This window comes from Bacteroidia bacterium (assembly GCA_041391665.1).
Taxonomy (GTDB): domain Bacteria; phylum Bacteroidota; class Bacteroidia; order J057; family J057; genus JAGQVA01.
On the sequence record JAWKNO010000001.1, the window covers coordinates 802,821 to 815,074 of the forward strand.

The window sequence follows — 12,254 nt, forward strand, 5'->3', positions numbered from 1 at the left end:
ATATGAAGGCCAAAGAAATCAGGGACCTGACAACGTCAGAACTTGTCGCCAGAATAAAGGACGAAAGCGATAAGCTCCTGCGACTCAGACTCAACCACGCGGTGTCTGCAATAGAAAATCCCTCTGAGATACGGGATACGCGTAAAGCGATTGCAAGATTAAATACCATCTCTCGGGAGAGACAATTGGCGGAAAAAGCAAACAACTAACCAGTCATGAGCGAAATAACAGTTACGAGAAACCTCAGAAAGATCAGGGTCGGTAAAGTCATCAGTAATAAGATGGATAAGTCGATTGTGGTTGCGGTTGAACGGAGAGTAAAGCACCCGATGTATGGTAAATTTGTGCACAAAACTTCCCGTTTTATGGCGCATGACGAAAACAACGAATGTGGCATAGGTGACACCGTTCGTATTATGGAAACGCGCCCTATGAGCAAACGCAAACGGTGGCGGTTAGTCGAAATCATTGAGAAAGCAAAATAGGTTGCCTGATTTCAGGAACCAGAAACCCTAAGAACGATGATACAACAGGAGACGAGACTTAAAGTAGCGGATAATAGCGGAGCGAAAGAGCTTCTCTGTATACGGGTACTGGGAGGTACCAAAAGGAGATACGCCCGCGTCGGTGACCGGATTATTTGTTCCGTCAAGTCCGCCGACCCCAGCTCCAATGTGAAAAAAGGTGATGTGGTGAAAGCGGTTGTCGTTCGGACACGTAAAGAACGCCGTCGTGCAGATGGCTCTTACATCCGATTTGACGATAATGCTGCTGTGCTACTGGCAAATGACGGTGGCCCCAGAGGAACCAGGATTTTTGGCCCGGTTGCCCGCGAGCTTCGCGATAAAGGTTATATGAAAATTGTATCCCTCGCTCCGGAGGTTTTATAGAGAATAAGAATTATGGCAACAAAACTCCATATCAAAAAAGGCGATAACGTCCGCATACTCTCCGGCGCTGACCGTGGAAAAGAAGGTAAAGTCCTTCTGGTATTTCCAAAAGATCAGAAAGCAATTGTAGAGGGAATACGAATGGTTAAAAAGCACATTAAACCTTCCCAACAATACCCTAATGGTGGTATCATTGATCAGGAGGCACCTGTGCATATTTCAAACCTGATGGTGATTGATCCAGGCCTAAAAAAACCTTCCCGTGTCGGTCGCAAATTGTCTGATGAAGGTAAGTTGGTCAGATACGCCAAAAAAAGCGGAGATATTATCAAGTAAATAAGAATGGTTGGCTGCTAGCTCTCAGTAAACGCTGATTCGGCTGCTTATACAACCCTCAACATAATAAAAATGTCAAACGAACCGAGGTTATACACGCTGTACAAAGAAGAGATTATGCAAAAGCTCTTCAAGCAATTTAATTACAGTTCTGTGATGCAGATACCCCACCTGGAAAAGATCGTTCTTAACCGTGGTGTAGGAGAGGCTGTTTCAGATAAGAAACTGATTGATGCGTCTGTAGAAGAGTTCTCTTTGATCTCTGGTCAACGTCCCGTAGTTACTTTTTCAAAGAAGAGTATCTCAAACTTCAAACTGCGGGAAGACATGCCTATCGGCTGTAAGGTTACCCTTCGCAGAGTCAGAATGTATGAGTTTCTTGACCGGTTTATCAACGTCGCAATGCCTCGTGTAAGAGACTTTCGTGGAATACCGGTGCGTGGATTTGATGGTAGAGGGAATTTTACCATGGGTGTTAAAGAACAGATCATCTTCCCTGAAATTGATGTAGATAAGATTGGGAAGATTTCCGGAATGGATGTTACTTTCGTAACTTCGGCCAACACAGATGAAGAAGCAAAAGCGCTATTGGTAGCTTTTGGTATGCCTTTCCAGGGAATACAAAGAAAGCAAGAGTAAGATTATGGCAAGAAAATCAATTATAGCGAGACAGGAGAAAAGGGAAAAAATGGTAGCTAAGTTTGCTGCCAAAAGAAAAGCACTAAAAGAAGCTGGCTTATACCAGGAACTTGCGCTTTTGCCCAGAAACTCTTCCCCAGTGCGTCTGAAGAACCGGTGTAAGCTTACCGGAAGACCCAGAGCCTACATTAGAAGGTTTGGTATTTCCAGAATTAAATTTAGAGAACTTGCCCTTGAAGGAAAAATTCCTGGGGTGAAGAAAACAAGTTGGTAATATGAATACGGATCCTATTGCAGATTATCTGACCCGGATAAGAAACGCTCAAAGTGCAGGGCATAAAGTAGTGGACATTCCTGCTTCAAATCTGAAAAAGGAAATCACCAAAGTCCTCCATGAGTATGGCTACATCCGCAAATTCAAATTTGTCGAGGAAGGCCCACAGGGAGTTATTAAGATTGCGCTGAAGTATGACCGCTTCACCAAGAAGCCGGCGATCTCCAAACTCGAAAGAATTAGCAAGCCTGGCTTGAGACATTATGCCAAAGTCAAAAAAATGCCGAGAGTGCTGAATGGATTGGGTATAGCCATTGTATCCACACCCAAAGGTGTTATGACTGAAAAGAAAGCCGTTTCTGAAAATGTCGGTGGTGAAGTATTATGTTACGTTTACTAAGATAGACCCATGTCAAGAATAGGAAAATTACCGATCTCTCTGCCTGCTGGTGTATCCGTTGAATTGAGCGATTCTCATATTCTTACGGTGAAAGGACCTAAAGGAAAATTGCAGCAGAAGATCAATCCGGAAATGATTGTAAAGGTTGAGAATGGAACCGTTGTGGTTGGAAGGCCTTCGGATCTGAAACAGCATAAAGCTCTGCACGGTTTATATCGCTCCCTGATCAACAACATGGTTACAGGTGTGTCTCAAGGCTACACAAAGCAAATGGAAGTTATCGGTGTGGGTTATAAGGCTGAAGCTAAAGGCAATCTACTGGAGCTTTCATTGGGTTATTCTCACCCTATCGCAATGATTATGCCACCTGAGATTAAAGCAGAGACTGAAACCCTTCGGGGACAGGCACCCAAAATTACGCTTACTTCTATTGATAAGCAGTTGCTGGGCCAGGTTGCTTCTAAAATACGCGAAATGAGACCTCCCGAACCCTACAAGGGAAAAGGAATCCGTTTTGTAGGTGAAGATATTCGTAGAAAAGCAGGTAAGTCTGCAGGTAAGAAGAAATAATTGAAGGAAAATGTCAAAGACGGCGAATAAAACTCTGCGCAGAATACGCATTAAAAAGAGACTGCGCACCAGGATTAATGGCACGGCAGAACGGCCAAGGCTATCTGTTTTCCGGAGCAATAAGCAGATTTATGCCCAAATTATTAATGATGAGGCAGGGCATACCCTGGCGAGTTGTTCTTCTCGGGTAAAAGACTTAAATTTGCAGCCGCTTTCCAAAACAGATCAAAGCAAAGAAGTTGGTAAAAAGCTGGCTGTCCTTGCAAAAGAAAAAGGAATTGAAGCGGTAGTATTTGATCGTGGTGGGTTTAAGTATCACGGAAGAATAAAAGCATTGGCTGAAGGCGCACGCGAAGGCGGGCTAAACTTTTAAGAACTTATGAATATTCCTAACGAAGTAAGAGTAAAAAGTAGCGACGTCGAACTACAGGAAAAGGTAGTTAAGATTAAGCGCGTGGCAAAGGTCGTTAAAGGTGGCCGCCGGTTTAGCTTCAGTGCAATTGTAGTTGTTGGCAACGGAAATGGCATTGTTGGGTTTGGATTGGGAAAAGCCAATGAAGTTACAGACGCAATTGCAAAAGGCGTAGATGATGCTAAAAAGAATCTTGTGAAGGTGAATATTCTGAAAGGAACAATACCTCACAATTCTTTCACTAAATTTGGGGCTGCAAAAGTACTGCTTCGTCCCGCAGCAGAAGGTACAGGTGTTCTCGCCGGTGGTGCGATGCGTGCTGTTCTTGAAGCCGCTGGGATAAAGGATGTGATTGGAAAAAGCCTTGGATCTTCCAACCCTCACAACGTAGTGAAAGCAACTATTCTGGCTTTGGTAGGTATGCGTATGCCGCATGATATCGCCAAACGCAGAGGTATTGAGTTGAGTAAAGTATTTAATGGCTAATCAGGAAGGCCTAATAAAGAATAATTAGAAATCATGTATCCCAAAGTGAGAATAACCCAGGTTAAGAGTACCATTAACCGCCCGAAAGACCAAAAAGCTACGATCGTAGCTTTGGGACTCGGAAAGATCAACCGAACTGTGGAAAAGGAATGTACCCCGCAAATTTTGGGCATGATCAAAAAAGTGACTCATTTGGTTAAAATCGTAGAGACGGAATAATTATATGAAGCTACACACACTATCACCCGCACAAGGTGCAACGAAAACCCGGAAACGCATAGGTCGCGGTCAGGGTTCAGGAAGAGGTGGAACCTCTACCCGCGGGCACAAAGGACAAAAATCCCGGAGTGGATATAGTTTCCGTCCATGGTTTGAAGGTGGACAAATGCCCCTACAACGTCGGGTTCCTAAATTTGGTTTTAAAAATCCATTTAGGGTTGAATACAAAGTGATCAACCTTGATACGTTACAGGAACTCGTAGTGGCAAATCCCGGAGCAGAGATCAACCATACTTTACTGGTTGAACACGGTCTTATCTCATCTCCTCAGACGCTTGTAAAAGTGTTGGGAAGAGGTGAATGGAATATCAAGGCAGAGGTTAAGTTGAATAAATTTAGTAAGTCCGCCAGAGAAGCCATTGAAGGCGCAGGAGGAACCGCTACAGAAGCTTAGATTAGATGAAAGCCCTTATCGATACGCTAAGAAACATTTTCAAAATTCCGGAACTGAAAAACCGGATTTTGTACACCCTGTTGCTGCTGGCAGTTTACCGGTTGGGAACCTTTATTATCCTTCCAGGTATTGACTCCGGTGAGTTACAGTCAAACTTTGGCAATGCTGGTGCAGGCGGCAATTTGCTGGATCTCTTTAATGTGTTCCTTGGAGGAGCCTTTGCACGTGGTTCTATCCTGGCATTAGGGATCATGCCATACATCTCTGCATCAATCGTTGTGCAGTTGCTGGGAGCTGTGCTTCCTTCTATCCAGAAACTCCGGTCTGAAGGAGAAAGCGGACAGAAGAAGATGAACCAGATTACCCGGTATCTTACCGTAGCGATTACCCTCGGCCAGGCAGTCAGTTATGTGGTCTACTTAAAGGGACAGTTCCCGGGAGCGGCAGCCGGTTTATCGACTACTTTCTTCTGGATTACTACTGTCTGTATTCTTACCGCCAGTACTATGTTTTTAGTTTGGCTTGGTGAGCGTATAACAGATAATGGTATTGGGAATGGAGTTTCTCTGATCATTATGATTGGTATTATCTCCCGATTCCCGCCCACCCTGATCAATGAGGCCAGATCCACACTTCCGATGATTTTCTTCATTGAGATTTTGGCACTCGGACTTGTAACTATGGCTGTAGTTGCATTGACACAGGCTACCCGAAAAATCCCAGTAAACTATGCCCGCCAAATGATGGGTAACAGGATCGGACAATTGGGGCGTGGAAACGCAGCCCGTCAATATATTCCTTTAAAAGTGAATTCAGCTGGGGTTATGCCTATCATTTTTGCTCAGGCAATTATGTTTCTGCCGACAACCCTTATCCAACTTTCCGGAGCAGAGTCTCTGACAGGTGTTGCATCTGTATTGGGTAACTTCAACGGACTGTGGTACAATGTGATTTTCTTTTTAATGATTATCGCCTTTACTTACTTCTATACTGCAATTACTGTGAATCCGAATGAAATTGCAGATCAGTTGAAGCGTAATGGCGGTTTTATACCAGGTGTGAAACCCGGAAAAAGGACAGCTGCTTACATAGAAACGGTTCTCTCCCGAATTACACTTCCTGGATCTGTGTTCCTGGCATTTGTCTCAATCTTTCCTGCAATTGCGATGACAATGGGTACATCTCAAAGTTTTTCACAGTTTTTTGGAGGGACGACACTGTTGATTATGATTGGTGTGGTTTTGGATACATTGCAACAAATAGAGAGCTACCTTTTGATGCGCCATTACGATGGATTGATGCAGAGTGGAAGAGTGAAAGGGCGTAGCAGAAAAGGGCTTGCTGTATAATAGATCATGAGTGATCAGGTGACTTATAAATCGGTTGAGGAGATTGAATTGATTCGCGAAAGTTCTTTGCTGGTAGGGAAAACGTTAGGAGAACTCAAAAAGCATATTATACCTGGTGCCAATACATTTAAATTGGATCAGATTGCTGAAGAGTTTATCAGAGATCATGGAGGAATTCCTGCATTCAAGGATTACAGCCCTAGTTTTGGGGACTCTCCGTTTCCATATACACTGTGTGTATCTGTAAATGAAGAAGTAGTACATGGAATGCCTGGTGTAAACCGATTATTAAAGGAAGGAGATCTGGTTTCGATAGATTGCGGTGTACTCATGAACGGCTATTATGGTGACTCTGCATATACCTTTGCTGTCGGAGAAGTTTCTTCGAAAAAACGGAGGTTAATGGAAGTTACCAAGCAGTCGCTTTATATGGGGATTGAAAAGGCGATAGAGGGAAATCGTGTCGGTGATATTTCCAATGCTATTCAGCGCCATGCTGAGACTTATGGTTACAGTGTGGTAAGGGAAATGGTTGGACACGGTGTGGGAAAAAATCTTCATGAGCCACCGGAAGTTCCTAATTACGGTAAGCGTAAGACGGGTGCATTGCTGAAGGATGGGATGGTAATTGCGATTGAACCAATGATCAATATGGGAAAACGGTTCATCAAAATTGCCAAGGATGGTTGGACAGTTTTTGCTACGGACAAGTTGCCATCCGCTCATTATGAGCATTGTGTGGTAATTAGGAAGAATAAAGCAGAAATTTTATCTACCTTTGAGTTTATTGAGAATTAACAACAAAGATTTTGGCAAAACAAGCTCCTATAAAAGTTGATGGCGAAGTAGTAGAAGCGCTACCGAATGCAACCTTTCGCGTAAGGTTGGAGAATGGACATGAGTTACTCGCTCATATTGCAGGGAAAATGCGTATGTATTATATAAAAATCCTTCCCGGAGACCGCGTAGCGCTTGAAATACCGCCATACGATCTTAGTAAAGGAAGAATTGTTTACAGATATAAATAAAAACGTTTGTCCTATTCTATTGTAGGATAACACAACTAAACGAGAGATGAAAGTTAGAGCATCGGTCAAAAAAAGAACCCCGGATTGCAAAATCATCCGCCGCAAGGGGAAGATCTATGTGATCAACAAGAAGAACCCCAGGTGCAAACAAAGACAAGGTTAATTGTAAAGGAACATGGCAAGAATTTCAGGTGTAGACTTACCCAAAAACAAGCGAGGAGTCATAGGACTTACCTACATTTTTGGTATTGGCAAAACATCGGCTATTAAGATTCTTCATAAAGCCGAGATCAGCCAGGATAAAAAGGTAAAGGATTGGTCTGACGATGATATCGTCAAAATCCGCCGGATTATCGTTGAGGAGTTTAAAGTGGAAGGTGCGCTGAGATCCGAGATTCAGCTCAATATCAAGCGACTGATGGATATTGGTTGCTATCGGGGACTTCGTCATCGTAAAGGCCTACCACTCCGTGGACAGCGTACACGTACCAATGCCAGAACACGTAAAGGAAAACGTAAGACGGTAGCAGGTAAGAAGAAGGTCACCAAATAGGTAATTGTTTAGGGTAATCCTACAAAATATTCAATCAACTATGGCAAAAGCGACCAAAATAGTTAAGAAAAAGAAGAAAATTGAGCCAGTGGGTCAGGTTCATATATCCTCGTCTTTCAACAATATTATTGTAACGGTTACAGACCTTGCAGGGAATACAATTTCCTGGTCTGCAGCTGGAAAGATGGGCTTCCGTGGATCCAAAAAAAATACGCCCTATGCTGCGCAGGTAGCAGCAACTGACTGTGCAAAAAGGGCATATGATATGGGCTTGCGTAAAGCAGAAGTCTTTGTAAAAGGTACAGGTGCTGGTCGTGAGTCTGCCATCCGTGCTGTAAATGCTGTGGGAATCGATATTACCCTTATCAAGGATATCACTCCACTGCCACACAACGGCTGCCGTCCTCCCAAAAGAAGAAGAGTATAGTCAAATGTTGAACTTTGAGTGATTAGTTTTGAGTTGGACTGAACTCAAAACCCCGAAGGGGTCTCATAGGAGATCTTCGACTCAAAACTTAAACTTAAAAACGCATATAAAAAAATGGCAAGATACAGAGGCCCTAAGGGTAAGATAGCCAGAAGATTTAAGGAGCCCATCTTTGGTTCCAGCAAGGTTTTAGACCGTAGAAAATTCGGTCCAGGTCAACATGGTCGTGGCCGGAAGAAAGTTTCTGAATATGCAGTTCAGCTTCTTGAAAAACAAAAGGCCAAATACACCTACGGTGTGCTTGAACGTCAGTTCAGAAATACGTTCGATAAAGCTTCACGTAAAAAAGGTGTAACAGGTGAGGTATTCCTTCAGATGCTGGAGGCTCGTCTTGATAATACACTGTTCCGTATGGGATTCGCTCCTACCCGTCGTGCTGCCAGACAGATCGTCAGTCACAAGCATGTGATGGTAAATGGAACAGTAACTAATATCCCTTCCTTCGTCCTCCAACCAGGTGATGAAGTTTCTATCCGGGAAAATAGCAAAAACATTGAAGTGATCAGCCAGAATGCAGGCCGTAGTGCTCGTTATTCATGGCTTGATGTACAGCCTGGACAATTTAAAGGAGTATTCCTGAACTACCCTGACAGAGAATCTATTCCTGAGAATATTAATGTTCAGCTGATCGTTGAATTGTATTCGAAGTAATCCTTCGAATCCTAAGTTCGCTCTGATTATATTTTATTCATTATTTCATAAACAGAAAGGTAAACACCGTATGGCACTACTTAATTTCCAAATGCCGGAAAAAGTTGTTCTGGAAAAGGAAAATGACTTTTACGGCAGATTTCTCTTGCGACCTTTAGAGCGTGGGTATGGTATCACGGTAGGGAATGCCTTGAGACGAGTGCTTCTTTCTTCTCTGGAAGGATATGCTATCACTTCCGTGAAGATTCCTGGTGTTGATCATGAATTCTCAGTTGTTGATGGCGTTGTTGAAGACGTTACTGAGATCATCCTCAACCTCAAAGGCGTCAGACTGAAAAAAGTTGCTGACGGCGATTCTAAAATATTTGTTTCTGTACGTGGCAAAGAGGTCTTTACAGCCGGGGATATTGCAGATCATACTGCAGCATTCGTGGTTACAAACCCCTCTCATGTCATCGCTCGCCTCGATCCTAAAACGCAGTTTGACGTTGAGCTTACTGTGGGGAAAGGTCGTGGTTATGTTCCTGCAGAAGACAATAAAACCCCCAATGCCCCCATCGGAGATATTCCGATTGATGCTATTTTTACCCCGATCCGCAATGTTCGCTATATGGTGGATGATTACCGGATTGAGCAAAAAACAGACTACGAACAACTCGAGATAGAGGTTAAAACGGATGGTACGATCGACGCCGAATCAGCGTTGAAGGAAAGTGCTAACATTCTCCTCCGTCACCTTATGCTTTTCTCCGACGACAGCATAACGCTGAAATCAGATGAGCCCGAAAAGAAAGATGAGGTGGATGAAAATTATCTTCAGATGCGTAAGCTCCTGAAAACACCACTGTCTGAACTTGACCTTTCGGTTCGTGCGTTTAACTGTCTGAAAGCTGCGGATATCAAATCTCTCGGTGATCTGGTAAGCTACAATATTGCAGACCTGCTGAAATTCAGAAATTTTGGTAAAAAATCTCTGACAGAACTGGAAGAGCTTGTTGCTGACAAAAGTCTCAGTTTTGGGATGGAAGTCGCTAAATACAAACTCGACGAAGATTAATATATATCAATTTTTTAATTAACTCATTGCCCAAGGGAATATGACCCTCCTCCTTCGGTGGAATGGAATGCCCCTGGCCTGGCAAAAAGCTAATAACAATGAGACACGGAAAAACCTTTAACCACCTCGGGCGCAAAGCCGCCCACAGAAAAGCCTTGTTGAATAACATGGCTATCTCGCTCATCGAGCACAAAAAAATCACTACTACGCTTGCTAAGGCAAAAGAGCTCCGTAAATTTGTAGAGCCTTTGATTACCAAAGCAAAAAGTGACTCTGGACACTCTCGTCGTGTAGTTTTCTCTTATCTTCAAAATAAAGAAGCTGTAAAAGAGTTGTTTGGGGTGATTGCAGATCGTGTAGGCGATCGTCCAGGCGGGTATACCCGTATTCTGAAGATTGGCAACAGACCTGGTGATAATGCCGAAATGGCGTTTATCGAACTCGTCGACTTTAGCGAATTTGCCTCAGAAAAAGCTGCCGGTAGCAGCAAGCGCAAAAAACGCAGAAGAAAGTCGGGTAGTGGTGCAGGTAAAGAAACTTCTGCTGTGGTTGAAACTCCGGTAGTAAACGAAGTGTTTGAAGATGCTGAAGAAGTTGTTGAAACGGTCGCTGAAGAAACCGAAGAAATAACGGAAGAAGTAGTGGATGAAACTTCTGAAGAATCATCGGACGAAGAAGAAAAATAAAAGGTTGTTACCTTATAGTCATAAAGCGGTTGCAGATATCTGTAACCGCTTTTTTATTTGGAGTAGGTTAAGTCAAATATATCTGCAAAATGCTGAAGCAGCATTTTTTTGACTTCATCCATTGGCACTACCCGTCCCATCTCTTTGTGAAGAGAGGTTACTCCCTTATCGTCGATGCCGCATGGAATAATATGTTCAAAATAGGACAGGTCTGTGTTGACATTCAGGGCAAACCCGTGCATGGTGATCCATCTGCTACACCTGACACCCATTGCACATATCTTTCTTGGTTGATCTGTTTGAATATCGAGCCATACGCCGGTTGCACCCGCAATACGACCTCCCTCCAACCCGAAATCTGCCAAAAGACGTATGATCACCTCTTCCATATTGCGCAGATACCAACCGATATCCGTACGAAACTTTTCCAGATCAAAAATTGGATAACCTGTGATCTGGCCGGGTCCATGATAGGTAATATCCCCTCCACGGTTGATTTTGTAGTATAAAATCCCTTTTTCTTCGCGTGTTTTTTCGTCAATCAGCAGGTTTTCCGGATTGCCGCTTTTTCCCAGCGTGTATACATGCGGGTGTTCACAAAACAGTAGGTGATGAAGTGTATCGACTTGTTCGGGAACAGAAGACTTGCCTGCGGCCAGTTTTAATGCTACATTTCTTTGCAGGAGAGATTCCTGCAAATCCCAGGCTGTCTGATAGTCTATTTGTTGAAGATCCTGATATATGACGGGTTGTCTCATTCCCCGAAGCTATAATACATTATTCCCTGTAGCGGTTACCTTTCTGATCTCCGGCATTAATTGAGTAAGGAGGGGTTCCACACCATCCTTCATCGTTTGGCTCGCATAAGGACATTTATGGCAGGCTCCGTGCATGGTAAGGTTCAATACACCATCTGCATAAGATTCGAACACAATATCGCCGCCATCCTCCTGAGCTGCGGGGCGAATATGTTTATCCAACAAGTCCCGAACCATTTCTACAATTACGTCTTCAGAGCTTACGTGCTCAACGGCCTTCGAGCCAATATAGATAATCGGTTGGTTGCTTTCGAGATGCTGTTGAATCATCGCTCTGATCTCAAACAGAATATCCTGCCAGGATGTATTGTTTTTCGGATCTTTGAGAATGGTAATATAGTTATGATTGAGCATTACTCGATTCACATATCTGTACATCAGCAGTCTCCTGGCCAATGGGGAGGATTCTGCTTCAGCCAGAGAACTGAATTCGTAGGGTTTGTCAACGAGGATTCCATTTTCCAGTACAATCTTGATCGCATCTGGATTTGGAACACCCTCTATATGTAATTGTACCTTGCGGCTCATATTGATTTTTTATGGGAGCACAAAGATAAGGAAAATAGATAGCCTAAATACAACCGTTGAGATTAATCGTCAAATAGTAAATCATTCAGGGCTGTCTGTAATTCTGCCAGTGCATGCCGGTCCTTTATTTTCCGGGCGATAACAATTCCAGATTGATATACCTCTGAGGCAGCAGATTTGTTTCCCATTTTTTCCAATGTTTTTCCTAAATGATAGTAAGTGCCAATATATTCGGGGTGAAGTGATTTTAGCTGTTCAAAATATTTTATTGCAGTTTCTGCCTCCCCCAGAGTAAGATATTCGTATGCAATAGAATACAAGGTAAAAGAATCCTCTGGCGCAGTTTCAAGAAACCCCAGTAGTTGTTTGAGTCTGAGAGGTATCATAGTTTTTTTAATAGATATTCCTTTGTAATTT

The 12,254-nt window shown here is 43.3% G+C and carries 24 protein-coding genes; 21 read left to right on the plus strand and 3 right to left on the minus strand.

Translation table 11 applies throughout. The annotated features are described in order from the left end of the window. Positions 1 to 2: 2 nt before the first annotated feature. The 21 genes from rpmC (at position 3) to rplQ (ending at position 10,491) form a co-directional block, all read left to right on the plus strand. Positions 3 to 209 (plus strand): 50S ribosomal protein L29, encoded by a 207-nt coding sequence (rpmC, locus tag R3D00_03305; protein MEZ4772184.1) that lies wholly within the window; start codon positions 3 to 5, stop codon positions 207 to 209. Positions 210 to 215: 6 nt separating this feature from the next. Beyond that, a complete protein-coding gene (rpsQ, locus tag R3D00_03310; protein ID MEZ4772185.1) occupies positions 216 to 485 on the plus strand; it encodes a 30S ribosomal protein S17 in 270 nt (89 codons plus the stop codon). Between the two features lie 36 nt (positions 486 to 521). Next, positions 522 to 890: a 50S ribosomal protein L14 gene (gene rplN, locus R3D00_03315; GenBank protein ID MEZ4772186.1), complete on the plus strand. Its 369-nt coding sequence runs from the start codon at positions 522 to 524 to the stop codon at positions 888 to 890. A 12-nt stretch (positions 891 to 902) separates the two neighbouring features. Beyond that, positions 903 to 1,226: a 50S ribosomal protein L24 gene (gene rplX, locus R3D00_03320; GenBank protein MEZ4772187.1), complete on the plus strand. Its 324-nt coding sequence runs from the start codon at positions 903 to 905 to the stop codon at positions 1,224 to 1,226. Between the two features lie 72 nt (positions 1,227 to 1,298). Continuing rightward, complete coding sequence (gene rplE, locus R3D00_03325) at positions 1,299 to 1,865, plus strand: 50S ribosomal protein L5 (protein ID MEZ4772188.1); 567 nt, start codon at positions 1,299 to 1,301, stop codon at positions 1,863 to 1,865. Positions 1,866 to 1,869: 4 nt separating this feature from the next. Then, positions 1,870 to 2,139: a 30S ribosomal protein S14 gene (gene rpsN, locus R3D00_03330; GenBank protein MEZ4772189.1), complete on the plus strand. Its 270-nt coding sequence runs from the start codon at positions 1,870 to 1,872 to the stop codon at positions 2,137 to 2,139. 1 nt (position 2,140) lies between these two features. After that, complete coding sequence (gene rpsH, locus R3D00_03335) at positions 2,141 to 2,539, plus strand: 30S ribosomal protein S8 (protein ID MEZ4772190.1); 399 nt, start codon at positions 2,141 to 2,143, stop codon at positions 2,537 to 2,539. Between the two features lie 9 nt (positions 2,540 to 2,548). Then, entirely contained in the window at positions 2,549 to 3,109 is a 561-nt protein-coding gene (rplF, locus tag R3D00_03340) for a 50S ribosomal protein L6 (GenBank protein ID MEZ4772191.1), read from the plus strand. A 10-nt stretch (positions 3,110 to 3,119) separates the two neighbouring features. Further along, a complete protein-coding gene (rplR, locus tag R3D00_03345; protein ID MEZ4772192.1) occupies positions 3,120 to 3,482 on the plus strand; it encodes a 50S ribosomal protein L18 in 363 nt (120 codons plus the stop codon). A gap of 6 nt (positions 3,483 to 3,488) precedes the next feature. Continuing rightward, entirely contained in the window at positions 3,489 to 4,007 is a 519-nt protein-coding gene (gene rpsE / locus R3D00_03350) for a 30S ribosomal protein S5 (GenBank protein ID MEZ4772193.1), read from the plus strand. A 33-nt stretch (positions 4,008 to 4,040) separates the two neighbouring features. Next, the gene (gene rpmD / locus R3D00_03355; protein ID MEZ4772194.1) at positions 4,041 to 4,226 is read left to right on the plus strand and encodes a 50S ribosomal protein L30; all 186 of its coding nucleotides are present in this window, start codon (positions 4,041 to 4,043) and stop codon (positions 4,224 to 4,226) included. Positions 4,227 to 4,230: 4 nt separating this feature from the next. Beyond that, positions 4,231 to 4,680 carry a 50S ribosomal protein L15 gene (gene rplO, locus R3D00_03360; GenBank protein ID MEZ4772195.1) on the plus strand — a complete coding sequence of 150 codons (450 nt, stop codon included), beginning with the start codon at positions 4,231 to 4,233 and terminating at the stop codon, positions 4,678 to 4,680. A 5-nt stretch (positions 4,681 to 4,685) separates the two neighbouring features. Next, positions 4,686 to 6,029 (plus strand): preprotein translocase subunit SecY, encoded by a 1,344-nt coding sequence (gene secY, locus R3D00_03365; GenBank protein MEZ4772196.1) that lies wholly within the window; start codon positions 4,686 to 4,688, stop codon positions 6,027 to 6,029. Positions 6,030 to 6,035: 6 nt separating this feature from the next. After that, positions 6,036 to 6,827 carry a type I methionyl aminopeptidase gene (gene map / locus R3D00_03370; GenBank protein ID MEZ4772197.1) on the plus strand — a complete coding sequence of 264 codons (792 nt, stop codon included), beginning with the start codon at positions 6,036 to 6,038 and terminating at the stop codon, positions 6,825 to 6,827. Positions 6,828 to 6,838: 11 nt separating this feature from the next. Further along, positions 6,839 to 7,057, plus strand: a complete 219-nt coding sequence (gene infA, locus R3D00_03375) for a translation initiation factor IF-1 (GenBank protein ID MEZ4772198.1) — start codon at positions 6,839 to 6,841, stop codon at positions 7,055 to 7,057. Positions 7,058 to 7,103: 46 nt separating this feature from the next. After that, positions 7,104 to 7,220 carry a type B 50S ribosomal protein L36 gene (gene ykgO / locus R3D00_03380; protein MEZ4772199.1) on the plus strand — a complete coding sequence of 39 codons (117 nt, stop codon included), beginning with the start codon at positions 7,104 to 7,106 and terminating at the stop codon, positions 7,218 to 7,220. Between the two features lie 12 nt (positions 7,221 to 7,232). Beyond that, positions 7,233 to 7,610 carry a 30S ribosomal protein S13 gene (rpsM, locus tag R3D00_03385; GenBank protein MEZ4772200.1) on the plus strand — a complete coding sequence of 126 codons (378 nt, stop codon included), beginning with the start codon at positions 7,233 to 7,235 and terminating at the stop codon, positions 7,608 to 7,610. A gap of 40 nt (positions 7,611 to 7,650) precedes the next feature. Then, positions 7,651 to 8,037, plus strand: a complete 387-nt coding sequence (gene rpsK / locus R3D00_03390; protein MEZ4772201.1) for a 30S ribosomal protein S11 — start codon at positions 7,651 to 7,653, stop codon at positions 8,035 to 8,037. Between the two features lie 114 nt (positions 8,038 to 8,151). Further along, a complete protein-coding gene (gene rpsD, locus R3D00_03395) occupies positions 8,152 to 8,748 on the plus strand; it encodes a 30S ribosomal protein S4 (protein MEZ4772202.1) in 597 nt (198 codons plus the stop codon). A 70-nt stretch (positions 8,749 to 8,818) separates the two neighbouring features. Further along, positions 8,819 to 9,805 (plus strand): DNA-directed RNA polymerase subunit alpha, encoded by a 987-nt coding sequence (locus R3D00_03400; GenBank protein MEZ4772203.1) that lies wholly within the window; start codon positions 8,819 to 8,821, stop codon positions 9,803 to 9,805. A gap of 98 nt (positions 9,806 to 9,903) precedes the next feature. Further along, entirely contained in the window at positions 9,904 to 10,491 is a 588-nt protein-coding gene (gene rplQ / locus R3D00_03405) for a 50S ribosomal protein L17 (protein ID MEZ4772204.1), read from the plus strand. Positions 10,492 to 10,544: 53 nt separating this feature from the next. Here the strand turns inward: rplQ and lipB are convergent, their stop codons facing one another. The 3 genes from lipB to R3D00_03420 form a co-directional block, all read right to left on the minus strand. After that, the gene (lipB, locus tag R3D00_03410; GenBank protein MEZ4772205.1) at positions 10,545 to 11,249 is read right to left on the minus strand and encodes a lipoyl(octanoyl) transferase LipB; all 705 of its coding nucleotides are present in this window, start codon (positions 11,247 to 11,249) and stop codon (positions 10,545 to 10,547) included. A 9-nt stretch (positions 11,250 to 11,258) separates the two neighbouring features. Beyond that, on the minus strand, positions 11,259 to 11,837 hold the full coding sequence (locus tag R3D00_03415; protein ID MEZ4772206.1) for a NifU family protein: 579 nt from the start codon (positions 11,835 to 11,837) through the stop codon (positions 11,259 to 11,261). A gap of 62 nt (positions 11,838 to 11,899) precedes the next feature. After that, on the minus strand, positions 11,900 to 12,223 hold the full coding sequence (locus R3D00_03420; GenBank protein MEZ4772207.1) for a tetratricopeptide repeat protein: 324 nt from the start codon (positions 12,221 to 12,223) through the stop codon (positions 11,900 to 11,902). Positions 12,224 to 12,254 lie beyond the last annotated feature (31 nt).